The organism is Streptomyces sp. HUAS CB01, assembly GCF_030406905.1.
Taxonomy (GTDB): domain Bacteria; phylum Actinomycetota; class Actinomycetes; order Streptomycetales; family Streptomycetaceae; genus Streptomyces; species Streptomyces chengbuensis.
On sequence record NZ_CP129137.1, the window covers coordinates 5,286,093 to 5,305,874 of the forward strand.

The 19,782-nt window shown below is 72.8% G+C and carries 16 protein-coding genes and 1 pseudogene; 8 read left to right on the forward strand and 9 right to left on the reverse strand.

The features are described from left to right. Both QRN89_RS23480 and QRN89_RS23485 read left to right on the forward strand, forming a co-directional pair. Positions 1 to 1,104: a ferritin-like domain-containing protein gene (locus QRN89_RS23480; protein WP_290351365.1), complete on the forward strand. Its 1,104-nt coding sequence runs from the start codon at positions 1 to 3 to the stop codon at positions 1,102 to 1,104. Positions 1,105 to 1,211: 107 nt separating this feature from the next. Then, positions 1,212 to 1,820: pseudogene (locus QRN89_RS23485) on the forward strand (Uma2 family endonuclease). 37 nt (positions 1,821 to 1,857) lie between these two features. On the opposite strand, the gene QRN89_RS23490 reads toward QRN89_RS23485, so the two are convergent. The 8 genes from QRN89_RS23490 to ligD form a co-directional block, all read right to left on the reverse strand. Then, positions 1,858 to 3,324, reverse strand: a complete 1,467-nt coding sequence (locus QRN89_RS23490) for a penicillin-binding transpeptidase domain-containing protein (RefSeq protein ID WP_290351366.1) — start codon at positions 3,322 to 3,324, stop codon at positions 1,858 to 1,860. Then, positions 3,321 to 4,727, reverse strand: a complete 1,407-nt coding sequence (locus QRN89_RS23495) for an FtsW/RodA/SpoVE family cell cycle protein (protein WP_290351367.1) — start codon at positions 4,725 to 4,727, stop codon at positions 3,321 to 3,323. Before QRN89_RS23495 ends, QRN89_RS23490 begins: the two co-directional genes overlap by 4 nt. Positions 4,728 to 4,753: 26 nt before the next feature. After that, positions 4,754 to 6,181, reverse strand: a complete 1,428-nt coding sequence (locus QRN89_RS23500) for a histidine kinase dimerization/phospho-acceptor domain-containing protein (RefSeq protein ID WP_290351368.1) — start codon at positions 6,179 to 6,181, stop codon at positions 4,754 to 4,756. Further along, positions 6,178 to 6,885: a hypothetical protein gene (locus tag QRN89_RS23505; protein WP_290351369.1), complete on the reverse strand. Its 708-nt coding sequence runs from the start codon at positions 6,883 to 6,885 to the stop codon at positions 6,178 to 6,180. The genes QRN89_RS23500 and QRN89_RS23505 overlap by 4 nt, the downstream gene beginning before the upstream one ends. A 553-nt stretch (positions 6,886 to 7,438) precedes the next feature. Next, positions 7,439 to 9,472 (reverse strand): HEAT repeat domain-containing protein, encoded by a 2,034-nt coding sequence (locus tag QRN89_RS23510; RefSeq protein WP_290351370.1) that lies wholly within the window; start codon positions 9,470 to 9,472, stop codon positions 7,439 to 7,441. A gap of 429 nt (positions 9,473 to 9,901) precedes the next feature. Continuing rightward, positions 9,902 to 10,333: a nuclear transport factor 2 family protein gene (locus tag QRN89_RS23515; protein WP_290351371.1), complete on the reverse strand. Its 432-nt coding sequence runs from the start codon at positions 10,331 to 10,333 to the stop codon at positions 9,902 to 9,904. Positions 10,334 to 10,400: 67 nt separating this feature from the next. Beyond that, complete coding sequence (locus tag QRN89_RS23520; RefSeq protein ID WP_290353832.1) at positions 10,401 to 11,300, reverse strand: ATP-dependent DNA ligase; 900 nt, start codon at positions 11,298 to 11,300, stop codon at positions 10,401 to 10,403. A gap of 32 nt (positions 11,301 to 11,332) precedes the next feature. Then, entirely contained in the window at positions 11,333 to 12,217 is an 885-nt protein-coding gene (gene ligD / locus QRN89_RS23525) for a non-homologous end-joining DNA ligase (RefSeq protein ID WP_290351372.1), read from the reverse strand. A 49-nt stretch (positions 12,218 to 12,266) separates the two neighbouring features. Between ligD and ku the strand changes: the two genes are divergently transcribed. The 6 genes from ku to QRN89_RS23555 all read left to right on the forward strand — a co-directional run bounded on the left by ku (position 12,267) and on the right by QRN89_RS23555 (position 18,674). Next, the gene (gene ku / locus QRN89_RS23530; protein ID WP_290351373.1) at positions 12,267 to 13,301 is read left to right on the forward strand and encodes a non-homologous end joining protein Ku; all 1,035 of its coding nucleotides are present in this window, start codon (positions 12,267 to 12,269) and stop codon (positions 13,299 to 13,301) included. 598 nt (positions 13,302 to 13,899) lie between these two features. Further along, complete coding sequence (locus QRN89_RS23535; protein WP_290351374.1) at positions 13,900 to 15,162, forward strand: ABC transporter substrate-binding protein; 1,263 nt, start codon at positions 13,900 to 13,902, stop codon at positions 15,160 to 15,162. Continuing rightward, positions 15,159 to 16,178, forward strand: coding sequence for a carbohydrate ABC transporter permease (locus QRN89_RS23540; RefSeq protein ID WP_290351375.1), 1,020 nt, complete (start codon positions 15,159 to 15,161; stop codon positions 16,176 to 16,178). Before QRN89_RS23535 ends, QRN89_RS23540 begins: the two co-directional genes overlap by 4 nt. Further along, positions 16,178 to 17,080 carry a carbohydrate ABC transporter permease gene (locus QRN89_RS23545; RefSeq protein WP_290351376.1) on the forward strand — a complete coding sequence of 301 codons (903 nt, stop codon included), beginning with the start codon at positions 16,178 to 16,180 and terminating at the stop codon, positions 17,078 to 17,080. The genes QRN89_RS23540 and QRN89_RS23545 overlap by 1 nt, the downstream gene beginning before the upstream one ends. After that, positions 17,077 to 17,799: an amidohydrolase family protein gene (locus tag QRN89_RS23550; RefSeq protein WP_290351377.1), complete on the forward strand. Its 723-nt coding sequence runs from the start codon at positions 17,077 to 17,079 to the stop codon at positions 17,797 to 17,799. The genes QRN89_RS23545 and QRN89_RS23550 overlap by 4 nt, the downstream gene beginning before the upstream one ends. After that, positions 17,796 to 18,674 (forward strand): amidohydrolase family protein, encoded by an 879-nt coding sequence (locus tag QRN89_RS23555; RefSeq protein ID WP_290351378.1) that lies wholly within the window; start codon positions 17,796 to 17,798, stop codon positions 18,672 to 18,674. The genes QRN89_RS23550 and QRN89_RS23555 overlap by 4 nt, the downstream gene beginning before the upstream one ends. Before the next feature lie 73 nt (positions 18,675 to 18,747). On the opposite strand, the gene QRN89_RS23560 is transcribed toward QRN89_RS23555, so the two are convergent. Then, on the reverse strand, positions 18,748 to 19,716 hold the full coding sequence (locus QRN89_RS23560) for an LLM class flavin-dependent oxidoreductase (protein WP_290351379.1): 969 nt from the start codon (positions 19,714 to 19,716) through the stop codon (positions 18,748 to 18,750). Positions 19,717 to 19,782: the final 66 nt, after the last annotated feature.

Below are 19,782 nucleotides of genomic sequence, written 5' to 3' on the forward strand. Positions count from 1 at the left end.
GTGTCGACGTATGACCACTACACCAACCCGCCCCGGGAACCCGTCTGGTCCGTCCCGGCCACCGGCGCCGCCCGCTTCGGCTGGGAGTACGGCAACGGCCGCGACCGGCTGCTCGCCCTCTACCAGAAGGGCAAGGACAAGCAGTGGGACGGCACCAAGCGCATCGACTGGGACCTCGAGGTCGACCCGTACGACCCCCTCGGCACCCCCGACGAGGCCCTCAGCCTCTACGGAACCCGCCACTGGGCGAGGATGACGGAGAAGGACAAGGGCGACCTGCGCCGGCACTACTCCTCCTGGCAGTTCAGCCAGTTCCTGCACGGGGAGCAGGGCGCGATGGTGTGCGCGGCGCGGATCGTCGAGTCCGTACCCGACCTCGACGCGAAGTTCTACTCCGCCACCCAGACCATGGACGAGGCCCGCCACGCCGAGATCTACGGCCGCTTCCTCCACGAGAAGATCGGGATGCTGTACCCGATCAACGACAACCTCCAGGGCCTGCTCGGAGACACCCTCCGCGACTCCCGCTGGGACATGCCCTACCTCGGCATGCAGGTGCTCATCGAGGGCCTGGCGCTCGCCGCGTTCGGCATGATCCGCGACACCACCGACAAGCCGCTGCCCAAGCAGATCCTCGCCTACGTCATGCAGGACGAGGCCCGGCACGTCGCCTTCGGGCGCATGGCGCTCCGCGACTACTACAAGCAGCTCACGGACGCCGAACTGCGCGAGCGCGAGGAGTTCGTCATCGAGGGCTGCCACCTCATGCGCGACCGCCTCCGCGGACTGGAGGTCCTGGAGAACTTCGGCATCCCTCGCCGGGAGGCCGAGGAGTACACCGAGCAGTCCGAGTTCCTGCACCTCTTCCGCAAACTGCTCTTCAGCCGGATCGTGCCCTGCGTCAAGGACATCGGACTCTGGGGGGAGCGGCTCCAGAAGGCGTACGTCGACATGGGCGTCTTCGAACTCGGCGACTCCAGCCTCGACCTGCTGATGACCCAGGACGAGGAACTCGCGGAACGCCTGGACCGGGAGCGCTTCGCGGCGGAGGAGGCGGAGCGGGTGGCCGAGGTGGAGGAGGCGATCGCGGACGGGGCGAACTGACCTGGCCGCCCGGGCCGCGGCCGTCGATCACCCGATCGGACGATGCTCCGGGAAGCTGCCTGGGCACGCTGGTCGTACCAGGCAGACTCCGTCGCATGGGAGCGATCATGAGCGCCGCACGCGAGTACGGGCTGGATGACCAGTACGAGTGGCCCCGCCCGCCGGCGGACGGCTGGACGGCGGACGACCTGGACAGCCTCCCGAATCTCCCTCCGCACACGGAGCTGGTCGACGGGAGCCTCGTCCTCATGAGTCCGCAGACCCGATTCCGTACGCGTGTCATGCGTCTGCTGGAGAACGCGCTCATGGACCAGGCGCCGGATCATCTGGAGGCCATCCGGGAGATGACGATCAGACTGGACCGGCGGAACCGGCCGGAGCCCGATGTCCTGGTGGTTCAGGTCGAGGCGGACACCGGTCCCGGGCAGACGTGGTTCGAGCCCGAGGACGTCGTCCTCGCCGTCGAGGTCGTCTCGGCCGATTCGCTCGAGCGGGACCGGGAGGTCAAGCCCCGCAAGTAGGCCCGGGCCGGCGTTCCGCACTTCTGGCGCGTCGAGCAGAACGACGGACTGCCCGTGGTCTACGTGTACGAGCTCGACCCCGCCACCATGGCGTATGTGCCGGTCGACATCTTCCACCAGCGGCTCAAGGTCGATCGTCCGTTCCCTCTCGAGATCGACCTGACCGCGATCGGCCAGCGGGGGCCCCGCGCCTGAGCGGACGTGCGCCGGTCGGGCGCGCCGGGGCCGTCTCTCAGGGCCGCCCCGCCTTCAGCGCCTCGATCATCACCGCCCGGGCGATCGGTGCCGCGTCGCCGCCGCCGCTGATCTCGCCGCCCGCCGCCTCCGGGTCCTCGACGACCACCGCGACCGCCACCGCCGGGCGGGGTGCGTCACGCTGCTGCGCCCAGGCGATGAACCAGGCGTACGGGGTACCGGCGTTGCCGACGCCGTGCTGCGCCGTGCCGGTCTTGCCGCCCACCGTCACCCCGTCGATGAGCGCCCGCGTCCCCGTGCCCTTCTCCGCCGCCTCGATCATCATCCGCCGCAGTTCCAGGGCGGTCGCCGGGAACATCGCGCGACCGTAGGACCGGCGCGGTGTCTCCCGGACCGTGTCCCCGTCCCACGTGGTCGTGCGGTCCACGAGGTACGGGTGGGCCAGCTCGCCGCCGTTGGCGACGGCCGCGGCCACCATCGCCATCTGGAGCGGCGTGGCCGTGGTGTCGAACTGGCCGATGGACGACAGCGCCAACTGGTCCACGCTCATGTGCCGGTCGAAGTTCGACACCGCCACACCGGACGGGATCCGCAGCGCGTCGTCGTTGAACCCGAAGCGGCCCGCCGTCTCCAGCATCGCCCTCAGACCCACCTTCGTGCCCAGGTTCGCCATCACCGTGTTGCAGGACCACTTGATCGCGTACACGAGCGAGGCCTTGCGGCAGCCCGGCACGGGGTTGGGCAGCGTCGTCCTGGTGCCGGGGATGACGAACGGGTCCGGTGTGTCCGTGGGGGCGTCCGCGTCCCTGACCACCCGCGCCTCCAGCGCGGCCGCGGCCGTCACGATCTTGAACGCGGAGCCGGGCGGGTACGTCTGCCGGATCGCCCGGTTCAGCATCGGATGGGTGTCCGCGCCGTTGAGCCGCCGCCATGCCGCGGTGACCTCCGCGCTGTTGCCCGAGAGCAGCCCGGGATCGTACGAGGGGCTGCTGACCAGCGCCAGGATCCGGCCCGTGGAGGGCTCGATCGCCGCGACCGCCCCGCGCCTGCCGTCCAGGCCGCGGTAGGCGGCCTGCTGCATGGACGGCCTGATCGTGGTCAGGACCTTGCCGCCGGGCCGCTCGGAGCGGGTGAACTCGTTCCAGAAGGGCAGCGGGGCGAGCATGGGGTCCGTGCCCGACAGCACCCCGTCCTCCGCGTGCTCGAGCAGGGTCGTGCCGTAGGTCTGCGAGGAGTAGCCGGTGACCGGCGCGTACAGGGGGCCGTCCAGATAGGTGCGCTCGTAGCGGAGTTGCTCGCCGGTGTCCTTCGAACCCGTGACCGGCCGGCCGCCGACGACGATGTCGCCGCGCGGCTCGTCGTAGCGCGCGATGGCCGGACGCCGGTTCGCCGGGCTGCCGTTGAGACCGTCGGCCTGGAGCACCTGGACGCGTACGGCGTTCAGGAACAGCGCGGCGAGCAGGAACAGACTCAGCGCCGCCGCGCGCCGGATGTACCGCGTCATCGCGCTCCCTCCGGCGTGGGAGGTCCCGCCGGGGCGGTGGCGGGCGCGACCACCCCCGTCTCGACCGGTTCCGGGTGCGGCTCACGGGCGGAGTCGCTGAGCCGGATCAGCAGCGCCACGATGATCCAGTTGGTGACGACGGACGAACCGCCCTGCGCCAGGAATGGCATGGCCATGCCGGTGAGCGGGATGAGGCCCGTCACCCCGCCCGCGATGACGAAGACCTGCACGGCGACGATCGCGGCGAGGCCCACGGCGAGCAGCCGGCCGAACGGGTCGCGCAGATCGAGTCCCGCGCGGTAGCCCCGCGCCACGAGCAGGCTGTACAGCAGGAAGAGCGCCGTGAGCCCGGCCAGCCCCAGCTCCTCGCCGACGGTCGCCAGGATGAAGTCGGACTTGGCGGCGAATCCGATCAGGACCGAGTGGCCCGCGCCCAGCCCCGTGCCGAGCACGCCTCCCGAGGCGAAGGAGAACAGCGACTGCGCGAGCTGGCTGGGCCCGTCGCCCGCCGCGATGGACGCGTACGGGTCGATCCAGGACTCGACCCGGCTGTGCACGTGCGGTTCCAGGGTGCCGACGGCGAACGCCCCCGCGCCCGCGAGCAGCAGGCCCACCACGATCCAGCCGGTCCTGCCCGTGGCGACGTAGAGCATGACCACGAAGAGCCCGAAGAACAGCAGCGAGGTACCGAGGTCCCGCTCCAGCACCAGCACGACCACACTGATCAGCCAGATGGCCACCACCGGTCCGAGCACCCGGCCCGCGGGCAGCCGCAGCGGTCCGATCCGGCGGCCCGTGTGGGCGAGGGCGTGCCGGTTCGCGGCCAGGTACGCGGCGAAGAACACCGCCAGCAGGATCTTGGCGAACTCGCCCGGCTGGAACGAGAGACCGCCGACCCGGATCCAGATACGGGCGCCGTTCACCGCGGGGAACAGGATCGGCACGATCATCAGCACGAGCGCGGTGACCACCGAGAGGTACGCGTAGCGCTGCAGTACGCGGTGGTCCCGCAGCAGCACCACCACCGCGATGAACAGCGCGACACCCAGGGTGGACCAGATCAGCTGCGCCGGGGCGGCACGGTCGGCCGGTGTCTCCAGGTCGAGGCGGTAGATGAGGACGAGTCCCACGCCGTTGAGGAGGACGGCGATCGGCAGCAGCAGCGGGTCCGCGTAGGGCGCCCGCAGTCGCACGGCGAGATGGGCGAGCAGCGCGAGCAGACCGAGCCCCGCACCGTAGGCGAGAGCGTCGGGCGGAACGGCTCCGCTCCTGGCCAGACCCACGTCGGCGTAGCCGTAGACGGAGATGAGGACGGCGCACAGGAGGAGCGAGAGCTCCACGCCCCTCCGTCGCGCCGGGCGGGGCCGTTCGGGCGGGGGAGCCTCCGCTGCCGTTGCCGTCATGCGACGCAACGTAGCAAGCGGGGATCTTATATCCGCTTATCTGTGGACTCTGTGCGCCGCATGTCGGTGTCCGGGGCGCCCGGACCGGGCTCCGGCACCGGCCGGGCGTCCGTGTCCGGCACCGGCGCGGGGCCGGCGTCCGGGCAGTCGGCGAGGTGCACGTACTCGGGCAGCGTCAGCCGGGCGAGCGCCCCGCCCCCGGCGACGTTCGCGAACTCCAGCTCGGCCCCTATCACCGCGGCCTGGCCCACCGCGATCGTCAGCCCGAGACCGTGGCCCTTGCCGCCGGACTCGGTACGGAACCGCTGGGGGCCGTGCTCCAGCAGGTACTCCGGATATCCCGTCCCGTGGTCCCGGACCGACACCACCGGTCCGTCCACGGAGACCACCACCGGCTGCGCACCGTGCTTGTGCGCGTTGGTGATCAGATTGCCGAGCACCCGCTCCAGCCTCCGCTTGTCCGTCTCCACGCTCGTGCCCCGGACGACCAGCAGATCCGTCTTGGCACCGGTGGAGCGCGCCATCCGCACCACCCGCTCGGCCAGCGGCGCGAGTTCATGGATGTCGAGGTCGACCGTCTCCCGGCCGGCGTCCAGCCGCGATATCTCCAGCAGGTCCTCCGTCAGGGCCCGCATCCTGCGCACCCGGTCCTGCACCAGCTCGGACGGCCGCCCCGGCGGCAGCAGCTCGGCCGCCGCGGACAGGCCCGTCAGCGGGGTGCGCAGCTCGTGCGCCACGTCGGCGGTGAAGCGCTGCTCGCTCAGCAGCTTCCGCTGCAGGGTGGAGGCCATGGTGTCCAGTGCGCCGGAGACCGTGGCCACCTCGTCCTCGCCGCGCGAAGGGTCCTTCGTCCGGGGGTCGTTGACGCGCGCGTCCAGATCGCCCGCGCTGATCCGCCGCGCCACCTGCGCGGTCAGATGCAGCCGCCGGGTCACCCGGGTCACCGAGAAGGCCCCCGCCAGCAGCGTCGCGCCGATCGCCAGCGCGGAGGAGCCGACGATGGCCCGGTCGAGGCCCATGATCGTCTGCGCGCTCAGGGTGTAGTCGACCCGGACCGCCAGCGCGCGGCCGTCCGCCGGGCCCGCGGCCCACATCGTCGGCCGGCCGTCGACGTCCGAGACCATCGTGCCGCGCTGCCCGCGGAGCGCCAGCGCCCGCAGCCCGGACGGCAGACCGTCCGGGTCCACGGCGCCGTACCGCCCCGTCGGCTCGCCCGCCTCGTAGGCCTCGGTCACGTCCTCCAGCTTCGACAGCGCCTTCTCGCGCGCCTGGTCCACGGTCTGGCGGGTCACCGACACATGCACCAGCGCACCGAGCAGCGCCGCCAGGGCGCAGCACATCACGGTGATGAAGACCGCGGCCTTCCAGGTGAGCGTGGCGGTCCAGGCGGGCCTGCGCAGCCGCGGCCGGCGCCGTGACCGCCGCGCCCGGCGGACCGTCGTCGTACGCGTCATCGTGCGTCCGCCGACGACTCGGGAGCGGGCCGGGACGGCTTGACCCGGACGATCTCGTCGCGCGCGGGGAGCATCGCCCGCTGCTGCTCGTCCCAGGACCAGGCCGTGCGGTACTCGTAGCCGGGGATGCCGGCGGACACCGCGCGCAGGATCAGGTCCCGCCCGGCGAGCTCGACGCTGACGATCGCCTCCGCGTCGGACATGATGCGGGTCAGCCCGCCCTTCTCCGGCATGTACACCCGTATCGCCGTCTGCTGTTCGGGCATCGTGATGCCGACGATCAGCTCGTCCTTCCCGTCACCGGTGAGATCCCGGTAGTACGGCTTCAGTACGGGGCACTTCCCCGGCTTCGTCCCGCACTCGCGTATCTGCCGGGCCGTCTCCTCGTAGAGCCCGTCCGGTCCGGTGACCTCGCCGGGGTGGGCGGCCACCTCCGCCTGGACGACGGCGATCGGGTCCACGGAGTGGACGTCGCCGCCGGGGACCTTGATGCCGCGTATGTGTTCCGTGTCACTCTCGCCGTAGTCGACGGGGGGCGCGGATATGTCCGGCAGCTCCGGCCACAGCTCCACCGGCCCGACGGCGGTCGGCGTGGGCCCGGCGCTCTCCAGTCCGCCCGCGTCGTCGCAGCCGGCGAGCAGCAGCGCGGCGGCGGTGACGGCGACGGCGGCGAGCGCGGGGCGGGGGGTGCGGTGGCGGGCCAAGAGGGGTCCTGGGGAGGTCGATGCGAATGCGGGCCGTCCCCCAGGGTACGGAAGTCCTTTTTGCCCTTTGCGAGTGGCCTGCGGATGGTTTGTGGTGACGCTCCCGTCGAGGCCGGGCGACCGGCGGCGCCCAGCCCCATGGGCCCCGTTCGGCCCGGACCGGACGGTGCGCGCGGGCGCTCGGGACACGGGGCTGGCTGAGCGGGGCCGGGTGCCGGTGCTGATACCGGTGCCAGTGCCTGTGACCGGGGCCGCCGGCCGTGTCCGGTGGCCGTAGCTGTAGCCGAGGTCGAAGTCGTCGGGGCCGAGGCGCGACCTTGCAGCATCACGCGCGCCGCCGTGCCGGATCGCGCCGATCGTGGGCCCAGGCCCAGGCCCAGGCCCAGGCCCGGGTCCGTGCTCAGGCGGTGCCGGTCCGCCGGGTGCGCGGGGGCCTCCGGATCGGGTGAGTTCCGGCCGTCCCCGCCGGGCCGGACCTGCGGCCCGGTGGACTCCTCGGCGCGGCGGACCGGGGCGCGCGGCCCTGGTGCGCGGGCCCGCCCGCCCCGGCCCCTCACGCGTGAGCGCGGAGGGCCGCGCGGCAGAGGGTGAGCAGGCGTTCGTCCTGCTCGATGTCATGGCTGCCCGACCCCCCGTCCAGCACGTTGTGCCGCCGGGGCCGCGCCAGCTCCGCGCGCAGCAGCGGCGCCGCCGGCCCCGCCGAGGGGCCCATCTCGGCGAGGCACTCGGCGATCTCGACCCGCCCGTAGCGGTTCTCCTCCCACGCGGTCCGCAGCACCGGCAGGGATTCCCGGGCCTCGCCGGTGACCCGCCACAGCGCGACCGCGGCGTCCATCCGGAGCCACCGTTCCGGCGAGGCGAGCAGGTCGCGGAGCGCGGGCGCCGCGGCGGCCGCCGCGCCGCCGACGGCGCCCAGCGCCGCCGCGGCGGCGCGGCGCTCGTCTGGACCGTCCGCGGCGAGCAGCTCGCGGAGCACCGGCAGTACCGCGGCGACGTCCCCCGTCGCCGCCCACAGCGCACGCGCCGCGCCCGCGACGACCGACGAGGACGGGCGCGAGGACGCCCCGCCGAGCAGCGCACGGAGCTCCGGTGCGGCCGGCAGGGCAGCAGGCCCGAACGACGTGAGGGCGCGCAGCGCCGCCTCGGTCACCCACTCGCCGCCCCTGGCCGGAGCGCCGCGCAGGACCCGCAGCACCTCGGGCAGCGCCTCGGCCGCCCGTACGCCGGCGATCCCGGCCAGCAGCGGCACCGCCCGCTCGTAGAGCTGTTCGTCCAGGGCCAGCTCGCCGAGCCGCCGCCGCAGCAGCGGCACGAGCGGCGCGGCCAGGTCGCCGAGGTACGGCACGGTGAACGCCGCATCGCGCGGCAGATCCGGCTGCTCCAGTGCCCGTGCGAGCGCCGGGACGGCACGCGGGTCGCCGAGCCGGGCGAGCGCGACGAGCGCGCGACGGTCGGCCGGCCGGTCCCCGTCGGCGGTCCGCACCCGCTCCGCGAGCGCGTCGGCCGCGGGCAGCGCCAGCCCGAAGAGGCTCTCCAGAAGGCTGACCGCCGCGCCGTGCAGCAGCGGATCGGGGTCGCCGAGCTGTGCGCCGACGAGCCGCACCACCTCGTCGTACGGGCCGCGCCAGGCCCGGATCAGCCCGTGGCACATCCATACGGCGTCCGTGCGCTGCCCCGGATCGGCGCTGGTCAGCTGGCCGGTGAGCAGCGCGATCCGGTCCTCGACACGGTCGCCGAGGGCGGAGTGGAGTGTCCGCAGCAGGTCGTCGGCCCAGGGTGCGCCGGGGCCGCCGCCTTCCCCCGTCGCGACCCCGGCCCCCGGCCCGCCGGTGCCCGCCACCGACGGTCCCGTCCCGGCTGCGGCGCCGTCCGTGGCCCGCAGCAGCGCGGTGGCCGTCGACGCCACGTCGTCGGGCAGCAGGCCGGGCGCGCAGCGGGCCAGTTGGGTGAGGGCGGCCAGCCGCAGCCCGGGCGGCCGGTCCGCGGCGAGCAGTGTGGTCAGCCAGGTCACCGACTCGGCCCGCAGCGCCTCGTGGCGCAGCGCGATCCGCCCCACCGCCTCGACGAGCGCGAGCCGTACCTCCGTGTCCCGTTCGCCCTCCAGCCGGGCGCTGAGGAGGGCGAGCACCCGCGCCGGGTCGCCGTGGAGCATCGCCAGCGCGCAGGGCGCCGCGAGCCGGACCCCCGCGTCCGGGTCGTCCAGCAGCCCGACGAAGACGTCGGCCCCCGCCGCCACCGCAGCGGCTGCCATCGCGTAGTTGGCGGCGTCCTCGAACTCCTCGTCCTCCGGGTCGAGTTCGTCGTCGTCGAGGTCGATGCCGCCGATGCTGGTGAGCAACTCCACGATGGCGCCCCGGTCCTGCACCTCGGGGCTGGCGACGAGCTCCAGCAGGAAGGGGATGCAGGCCAGCGTGGAGTCGTACACGTCACCCTGGTGGTGCACCGCGGTGTACAGCCCGTCGAGCGCGGTCTCCCGGTCGGCCGGATCGGCGGATGCGAGCCCCCTCAGCAGCCCCGGTACGTCGTCAGCCGGACCGTACGCATGTCCCATCGAGGCCCAGTCGACCTCGTCCATCCCCGTGAACACGCCGTTCCCTTCCGTGAGCCGGATGCCTGGGGAGAGTGTGCACCAGGACGGCGGCAACCCACCCCGCGCAAGTGAGCCGGATGAACGCGTTCGTCGGACGGGCAGCGGCATGTGCCGGCCCCGCGGGGCACCGCCGGTCCCCGGGGACCGGCGAGGTGAGCGGCGGGGCGAGCGGGAGGTGAGGGGCGGAGTGGCCGGTGGGGCGAGGGTGGGGCTGCCCGGACCGAACGTCACATCGGGCTGTGCGTACGGGTGTTGACGACGTCCCGACCCTCGGTCGGCGGTCCGGCGGCTGCCGGCGCCCTCGGACCTCGGGCGCGTACGTCCCGCGGCCGCGCAAGGGGGCACGAGCGCGCCCCGGTCGCGTACGGTCCCGCCCGAGGCCGTCGACGCGGCCGCGGGCGGGACGTACGCTGCGGGCGCGACGGCTCAGCGCAGGTTGTCGCCCCAGCCGCTCTGCAGCATGGTCTGGAACGCCCACTGCCCGTCCCGCTTGATCAGGACGTCGGCGTACCGCAGTTGCTGGGTGGTGCCGCCCGCGGTCATGGTGGAGTCGGTGAAGACGACCGCCATCGCGGGGCCGAGGAAGACGGGCGTCCGCACCGACGCGAACGTGATGTCCTCGGACCCGCCTCCCATGACCTGGGTCATGGTCCGGACGAACTGCTCGCGGTCCCACTGGGCGGAGGCGCCACTGCCCGCGGAGTCGTCGCTGACCAGATTGAGCGGGAAGACGGCCAGATCCGCCATCCGCTCGATGTCGCGGCGCGCGGCGGCCGCGTCGTACTCGGTGAACCACGCCTCGATCGAGGCGAGTTCATCGGAGGTCGGGAGGTATCCGGTGTCGGGAAGCTGGGGCACACACACTCCTTAGTGCAGACTCATCAAACTTGACTAGCAGGTACCGTATCCCCGGTTTCTCGACTAGTCAAACTTGATTAATGAGGTCGTCCCGCAGCCGGTGGACCGTGACGACGCTGTGGCGGGTGGTGCCCCGCCCGACCTCGGCCACCAGCCCGGGTTCCACGGCGCGGAAGGGCACCTCGCCGATCCCGATCGCCATCGCCGTCCGGGGTGCTCCCTCCGGGTGCTCCGTCGCGCGGTCCGCGAGCAGTCGGCCCGCCTGGGTGCGCAGGGCGGGCGGCAGCGGGCTGGACACCACCGGAGCGTCGTCGTCGGGGAGCACGAGGACCAGGGCGGCCGGGCGGCCCGGGGGGCCGGTGAAGCCGGTCACCACCGCGTCGTGCACGTCCGTGTGGCGGAGCTTGCGCCAGTCCCGGGCGCCGGGCCGGTACGGCCGGCTCAGGTGCTTCACCACCAGCCCTTCGATCCCCGCCGCCGGCAGCGTCTCGAACCAGGTCGCGGCGAGTTCGGGGTCCGTGGTCATCGGCACCGGCTGGAGCGGCGGCCCGAGCGGTTCGAGCAGCGCGGTCAGACGCTGTCTGCGCCGCTCGTACGGGGCGGGGCGCAGATCTTCCCCGCGCTCCCCGAGCAGGTCGAACGCGGCGTAGGAGGCGGGCATCCGGCGGGCGAGGAGCCCGGCCCGAGCCGCGGTGGCGGCCGCCCGGCGCTGCACGGCGGCGAAGTCGACCCGGCCGCCGCTCCACACGACCACCTCGCCGTCCACCACCGTGCCGTCCGGCAGGGCGAGCGCGGCCTCCGCGAGATCGGGGAAGGCGGTGGTCACGATGCGCCCCGAGCGGGCCTGGAGCACCGCCTTGCCGTCGATCTTGAAGATCAGCATCCGGTGGCCGTCGAACTTCGGTTCGTACGCCAGTCCCTCACCGCGCGGCAGCGTGGCCACCGGCTCGGCGAGCGCCGGTCTCAACGGGGGCCTCAACGCGCCCTGCGTACGGGGGCTCACGGCAGCGCGCCCGCCGCCGCGGGGTCGGCCAGGGGCGCGAGCAGATCCCCGTACCGCTCGAGCCGCCCCGGGATGTCGCCCAGGCGGAGGACCAGGTCCTCGGGCGATGCGCAGCCCTCGACCTCGTCCCAGGTGACGGGCGCGGACGCGGTCGGCTCGGCGCGGGCGCGCAGGGTGTAGGGGGTGGCGGTCGTCTTGGCCGCCGCGTTCTGGCTGTGGTCGACGAAGACCTTCCCCGGCCGCAGGGCGCGCGCCATCCGGTGCACCACCAGCCCTCCGAGTTCCGCCTCGGCCTCCATCGCGAGGTCCTTCGCGTACGCGGAGACCTCCTCGGACGGGGTCGGTTCCAGTGGCACCAGCAGATGCAGGCCCTTGGAGCCGGAGGTCTTCGCGTACGCGTCCAGGCCGTCGGAGGCCAGTCGCCCCCGCAGCCACAGCGCCACGTCGCAGCACTCCACGACGGTGGCCGGAACCCCGGGGTCGAGGTCGAGGACCATCCGGTCGGCCCAGGCCGGCCGGTCCGCCTTCCACTGGGGGGTGTGGAACTCCACGACCAGGTTCGCCGCCCACATCAGGGACGGCAGGTCCTGGACGACGACCTGCTCACCCCTCTCGCCGGAGGAGCGCGGCACGTCGACGACCTCCACCCAGTCGGGGGTGCCGGGCGGCGGGTTCTTGGTGAAGAACAGTTGGCCGTCGGGGCCGTCGGGATAGCGGAGGAAGGACAGCGGCCGGTCCCGCAGGTGCGTCAGGATCGCGTCCGCGACGGTGGCGTAGTAGTGCAGCACCTCGCCCTTGGTGGTCCCGGTGGCCGGATGAAGGACCTTTTCCAGATTGCTGAGGGCCAGACGCCGCCCCTCCACCTCGGTGATGGGCGTCATACGATGAGAATCCCATGAATCCCTACGTATCGGATGAAAGGGATGAAACGTGCGATCCATCTGGAACGGCGCGATCTCCTTCGGGCTGGTCAGCATTCCGATCAAGCTGGTGAACGCCACGGAGAGTCGCTCGGTCTCCTTCCGCCAGATCCACACCGAGGACGGCGGGCGCATCCGGTACCGCAAGGTCTGTGAGCTGGACGACCAGGAGGTGTCGCAGGCGGAGATCGGGAAGGCGTACGAGGACGCGGACGGGACGATGATCCCGATCACCGACGAGGACCTCGCCTCGCTGCCGTTGCCGACCACGAAGACGATCGACATCGTCGCCTTCGTCCCGGCCTCGGAGATCGATCCGCTCCAGATCGAGGGCGCGTACTACCTCGCGGCGAACGGCGTGCCCGCGGCCAAGCCGTACACGCTGCTGCGGGAGGCCCTCAAACGGAGCAAGAAGGTCGGAGTGGCCAAGTTCGCCCTGCGGGGGCGGGAGCGGCTCGGCATGCTCCGCGTCGTCGACGACGTCATCGCCATGCACGGGCTGCTCTGGCCGGACGAGGTGCGCCGGCCGGAGGGGGTCGCGCCGGACTCGGACGTCACGATCCGCGACGCGGAACTCGATCTGGCGGACGCGCTGATGGACACGCTCGGGGAGGTCGACCTCGACTCGCTGCACGACGACTACCGGCAGGCCGTGGAGGAGCTGATCGCGGCGAAGGCGGAGGGCGTGGAACTGGAGCCCCAGCCCGCGCCGGCGGGCGGCGGCAAGGTCATCGACCTGATGGCCGCGCTGGAGAGCAGCGTGCGGGCGGCGAAGGAGGCCCGGGGTGACGAGGCGGCGGAGGTCTCCGCGCCGGTCACGGAACTGAAGCCCCGCAAGAAGGCGACGGCGAAGAAGACCGCGGCGAAGGGGGCGTCGAAGACGGCGGCCAAGCCGGCGGCGAGGAAGACGGCGGCCAAGCCGGCGGCGAGGAAGACGGCGGCCAAGAAGGCGGCGGCGGCCACGTCGTCGAAGACGGCCTCCTCGAAGTCCGCGGCCAAGAAGACGACGGCGAAGAAGACCACCGCCCGCAAGCGCGCCTCCTGAACGCCCCGGGCCGCGGGCACTCGGGGGCGTATGCCCGGATCGACTGCGGGCTCCTGGGCCGCGGGCACTCGCGGGCCGACGCCCTGATCGGCCGTCGGAGAGGCCGGGCCGCCGGCGCCCGGCGCCTCGGCCCCGTCGGCCCGGGCGGGCGCGGAGGCCCGGCCGGCCTTCTGGAGATCTCCGCCTGTCCGGCCCGACAGCCCGGACGCGCGAGCGCCCGGGGTCGGCGCGTCCGGCCCTGACTCCCCGTGCATGAATTCCGGCCTGAGCGGCACGTACGGCCTGCACCGCCCGGGCAACCGCGTTCCGTCCACCGGACGACCCCACCGGTCGCCACCGGTCGACCTGCCCGGCGCAGCAGACGCACCGGGCGCACGGGGCCCACGAAGAGCGCCGGAACGGGCCTGCGCGCGGGTGCACCACCGCACGCCGCGCACCGCCGCACTACGCCTTTCGGCCGATGCCGTAACACCCCCACGCGGAGCAGGTGTTGAGGGAGCATTGACAGCCCAAAACTGCCCGGCTACTTTCGGCCCAGGCCGAAAGTGCCGGGCTCTTCGCTCGTTTCCCCAGGTCCCCAGGGCTTCCGGAGGCCCCCATGAAGACAGGGTTCAAGCGCGCCACCGTTCCTCTCGCACTGCTCACGCTCACCACGCTCACGGCCGCCGGCTGCGGCGGCGACAGCGGCGCCGAGTCCAAGAAGGTCACCGTCTGGATGTACCCGGTGATCATGGATCCGAAGGCCAACACCGCGTACTGGGACGGGATCGAGAAAGGGTTCGAAGCCCGGGAGAAGGGCGTCGACCTCAGCATCGAACAGCTGCCCTGGGAGAACCGGGACCAGAAGCTCGCCACCGCCTTCGGCAGCGGCAAGGGCCCGGACGTCGTGCTGCTGGGGCCCGACCAGATTCCCCAGTACCAGGCCAACGGGGCGATCCAGCCGGTCGACCGGGCCATCGAGGAGGCCCGGAGCGCCTTCCGCCCGAACGCCCTGCAGGCCATGAGCCAGGACGGCAAGGTCTACGCAGCACCGATCTACCACACCGTCACCAGCACGCTCTACAACAAGAAGCTGCTGGAGAAGGCGGGTATCACCGAGCCGCCCGCGACCTGGGACGCCATCAGGGCCGCGGCCCCGAAGCTGAAGCAGGCCGGCGCGTCCACCCTCGACTACTCCGCCAGCAACGAGGCCTCGCTCAACATGAGCTTCTACCCGCTGCTCTGGCAGGCGGGCGGAAAGGTCTTCGACGACGGCGGCGGCAAGGCCGCCTTCAACGGCCCGGAGGGCGTCGAGGCGCTCACCTTCCTCGTCGACCTCTACAAGAGCGGGGCCGTGCCGAAGTCCGCCATGAACAACGCCAACCTCTTCACCGACCAGGCGCTCGGCAAGCAGCAGGTCGCCATGGGCTACACCAACACCCCCGCCGACGCCGTACTGGCCGAGAAGGCGTGGGGCAAGGGCAACGTCATCGTCGGCCCGGCCCTCACCGGCCCCGGCAAGCAGGTCTGCTTCGGCATGCCCGGCGGGCTCGGCATCAACGCCAGGTCCAAGAACGTGACGGGGGCCGAGAAGTTCATCGCCTACATGGTCGAGCCCGCGCAGATCGAGTCCATGGGCAGGGCGGGCGGCTTCTTCTCGCCGCGGACCGATGTGACGGTCCCGAACGACAGCACCTACGCCAAGGAGTACCAGGAGGCGCTCGAACACACCTATCCGGGTGAGCCGAACCCGGCGGCCCGTCAGCTGATGGCGCTGATCAGCCCGGAGATCCAGGCCGCGCTGACCGGGAAGAAGAGCCCCAAGGCGGCCCTGGACGCGGCCGCCGCCGAGGCCGACGAGCTGCTGGCGCGTCAGCGTTGAGGAAGACCGCCACCGACGAGGTCGCCCCGGACGAGGGCGGCGGGCCGCCCGGAGCGAGCGGCCCGCCGCCCGGGGCCGAGGCAACGGGCCCCGGAAAGCGGAGCGGCGGGGGCCGCCCCGCCCCCGGGGCCGCCGGGGCGCGGAGCCGGATCCTGCGGCGGCGCGAGGCACTGGCCGGTCTCGCGTTCGTCGCGCCGATGCTCGCGCTGTTCATCGTGTTCCGCTTCGGGCCGACGCTCGGAGCGGCGTTCCTCTCCGTCACCGACTACCGGCTCAGCGGGGAATGGACCTTCATCGGCGCCGGGAACTACACCCGGCTCCTCGGCGACGACCTGTTCTGGGAGAGCCTCGGCGTCACCGCCGTCTACACGGTCCTGTACGTGCCGATGACCGTCGCCCTCGCCCTCGGCACCGCGGTCCTGCTCCATCGCACCCTCTGGCTGCGCGGCTTCTTCCGCGGGCTGTTCTTCCTCCCGTACGTCACGAGCATCGTGCTGGCCGCCGTCATCTGGAAGTGGATCTACGAGGTCCAGGACGGCCTGCTCAACGCCTCCCTCGGCGTCCTCGGTATCGGCCCCGTCGACTTCCTCGGCAGCGAGTCACTGGTACTGCCGTCCATCGCCGCCGCCTCGGCGTGGAAGGGCTTCGGCTACTCCATGCTCATCCTGCTCGCCGGACTCCAGTCCATCCCCCGCGAGGTCACCGAGGCCGCCACCATCGACGGCGCGAGCGGCTGGCAGCGCTTCCGATGGGTGACCCTGCCCCTGCTGCGCCCGGTGCTGTTCTTCGTCCTCGTGATCGAGGCGATCCTCGGCTTCCAGGTCTTCGACGCGATGTACGTCATGACGGCCGGCGGCCCGGTCCGCGCCAGCTACTCGCTCGTGTACTTCCTCTACGACGCCGGCTTCAAGTTCTTCGACTTCGGCTACGCCAGCGCGGTCGGCCTCGTCCTGTTCCTCGTCGTCCTCGTCTTCTCGCTCGTCCAGCGGCGACTCATCGGAAGGGACACGGACTGATGGCGACCCCCTCCACGTCCGCCGAGCGGTCCGTGTCCCCCGTGCCCGCGCCGTCCTCCGCACCTCCGGCCGGGACCGCGCGGCCCCCTCGGCGGGCGGCGGCCCGGCTCGGACTGCCCGTGCTGCTCGTCCTGGTCGCCGTCGTGACCGTGACACCGTTCGTCGTCATGGTGCTGGTGGCGTTCGCCCCCGCCGGCGGCCAGACCCTCCCGGGCGCCCTGGACGTCACCCGGGCCACGTTCGCCAACTTCACGGACGTCCTGGAGAACGCCGACGTCACCCGCTGGGCCGTCAACTCGCTCATCTACTCGCTGGTGTCGGTGCTGCTCATCCTGCTGTTCTCGTCCATGGCCGGCTACGCGTTCGCCAAGAAGCGCTTCCCCGGCCGCGAGATCCTTTTCTGGTCCTTCCTGGCGACGCTGATGGTGCCGTTCCAGGCCACCCTGATCCCGTACTACATCCTCGTCTCGGAGCTGGGCGGCGTGGACACGTACTGGGGCCTGATCGTGCCGACGCTCGCGAACTCGCAGGCCGTGTTCCTGATGCGCCAGTTCATCGTGCAGCTGCCCGACGAGCTGTTCGAGGCCGCCAGGATCGACGGGGCGTCGGAATGGCGCATCTACACGACCGTCGTGGTGCCCCTGATCCGGCCCGTGCTCGCCACGCTCGGCGTGTTCGTCTTCCTGTGGCACTGGAACGACTTCCTCTGGCCACTGGTCATCGGCCAGTCTGAGGAGATGCGCACGCTCACCGTGGGACTCGCCACTCTGGAGGGGGAGAACGTGGCGATCAACCAGATCATGGCCGGCGCGACCATCACCGTCATCCCCTGCCTCCTCGTCTTCGGACTGCTCCAGCGCTACCTCACCGACTCGATCGCCACCTCCGGGCTCAAGTCGTGACCCTCGCCGCGCCGGCCGTGGTCGACGTCAACAGGGTCCTCGGCCCGCTGCCCCACGACGACGTGCCCAGCCGCGACGAGATCGGACTGGTCAAGGAACTGGAGCGGCTGCGGATCGACTCGGCCTGCGTCGTGCACTCCCACGCCGTGTACGGGGACCCGCGCGACGGCAACGCCCGGCTGGCCCGCACCGCCGACGAGCGGCTGCTGCCCGTGCCCGTCCTCGTGCCCGGCCCGCTGGGGACCGGTGACTGGACGGGCGGCGGCGCCCGGCTCGTCCGGCTCTGCCCCGACGTCCACGGCTGGGCCGCCACCGGGCCGGGCGCGCTGTGCCTGACCGCGGCACTGTCCCGGGCCGGCGTCACGGTGCTGCTCGCCTGGGACGCCGTCACCGCCACCGACGTCGACCTGCTCGCCGGCAGCCGGCCGCGTCTGAGGATCGTCCTCACCGGAACGGGCCACCGCAGCCTGCGCGAACTCGCCGAACTCCTCGACACCCACGACCAACTGCACGTCGACACCTCCACGCTCGCCGGACACCGCCAGGTGGAGTGGTTCGCCGAGCGGTACGGAGCCCACCGCGTGCTGTTCGGGACCGGCGCGCCCGTCACGGACGACGCCGGCCCGCGCCATCTCCTCGACACCCTCGACCTGCCGGACGAGGACACGGCCCTCATCGCCGGCGGCAACGCCCTGCGGTTCCTCGGGAGCCCGGCATGACGGCGGGCGACACGGGACCGGCCGGCGCCCCGCGCACCCGGGGCGGGCAACAGGGACCGCTGCCGGGACCGGTCGGCGCCTTCGGGCCCCGGACCGGCGGACCGGCGGGAGGCCACCGGCCGCGTGTGGTCGACGCCCACGGCCACCTCGGGCGCTGGCACGCCTTCGCCATGACCGACGGCTCCGCCGCCGGACTGATCGCCATGATGGACCGCTGCGGAGTCGCCAGCGCCTGCGTCTCCCACCTGCTGGCCGTCGGCCCCGACGCCCGCGCCGGCAACGCCCTCCTGCTGGACGAACTCGCCGCGCACCCCGGGCGCCTGCTCGGCTACGCGGTCTACAACCCGCACGACCCCGAGGCCGCGCCCCGGTTGCGGGACCTGCTCGAGGTGCCCGGCGTCGTCGGCGTCGAACTCCATCCCGAGGTCCACGAACTCGCCCTCGACCACCCCGCCTACACGCCCGCCTTCGAGGCCGCCGCGGACCACGGCCGGATCGTCCTGGCGCACAGCCGGCACGGCAGCCGCCACTCCGGAGTCAGCCGCTTCACGGCCGTCGCACCGCGCCACCCGGAGGTGCCGCTGCTCATGGGCCACGCGGGACTGCTCCCCGAGGGCCGCGCACCCGCCGTGGAGGCCGCCGCCCGCTGTCCGAACCTGGTGCTGGAGACCTGCGGCTCCCTGATGACGGCACGTCATCTCGTGCGGCTCGTCGCCGAGACCGGGGCGCACCGCATCGCCTTCGGCTCGGACGCCGCCTTCCTCGACCTGCGTATCGGTCTGGGCCGGGTGCTGCTGGCCGACCTCGACGAGCCGGACCGCGAGCAGATCCTGCACGGCACCATGGACGCCCTGCTGAACGGCTCCCGCCGCTGAGCACGCCGGTCCGGCCGGCCCGTTCCGGCCGCGGTCGCACGCGGTTCGCCGCCGTGAGGCGCGGCCCCTCGCGTCAGACGCCGAGCTCGCCGAACGCCTCGATGGCACGCAGCGCGTCCGCCTGCGGCATCCCTGGCGGCTGAACCCGCAGGACCAGTCCGTCCGCGCCCATCTCGGCGTACCGGCCGATCCGTTCCCGGCACTCGTCGGGCGAGCCGATCACCGAACGGGCCGCGATGTCGTCCCACTGCTGGGCGTACCGTGCCGCGTCCGCCGAGGTGCGCTTCCAGTCGCCGTACGCGTCGTACAGCCCCCGCAGCGGCCGCTCCAGCGCCGCCCGCGCCCGCTGGGTGGTGGCGGCCGCGTATCCCTCACGGCAGACGATGACCTCGGCGCCCAGGGAGGCCGGACCCTGCGGGTACGACCGGTAGGCCCGGATCTTCTCCGGGAGTTCCGCGTCCGTCTCGTTGAAGGACGTCGTCCAGCCGTCGCACATCCGGGCCGTGCGCTCCAGCGCGGCGGGCACACGGCCGCCGTTCCAGATCCGGGGCCGCGGGTCCTGCACGGGCCGCGGCGACAGGTACGCCCCCTCGACCCGGGTCCAGCGGCCCTCGAACGTCACCTCGTCGCCGGTCCACAGCCGGGTGAGCAGTTCCAGGCACTCCTCGAAGCGCGGTACGCGTTCCGCGGGCCGGGTGCCGAACAGGGTGAACTCCTCGGGCCGGTAGCCGAGGACGAACCCGGCGGTGAGCCGGCCGCCCGACAGGACGTCGATGTGCGCCAGCGTCTCGGCGAGCCACACCGGCTGGTAGACGGGGGCGATCAGCCCGGCGGTCGCCAGCCCGATCCGCTCGGTGTGCGCGGCGAGATAGGCCAGGGAGGTGAGCGCCTCGTGGTAGCCGGGCCGGTGCAGATGGCGCTCGCCCAGCACCACCCAGGAGAACCCGGCCTGTTCGGCGAGCCGGACCTGCTCCACCGCGTCGGCGAGCCGGGGCCGGTCCGCCTTGTCCGCGTAGAGGTTGACGTAGAGGCCGAGGCGCATCAGGGCGGAATCCCTTCCTTTACGGTCCGGACCGTAAAGGCTAGCGTAGCGGCGACGACCGCAACA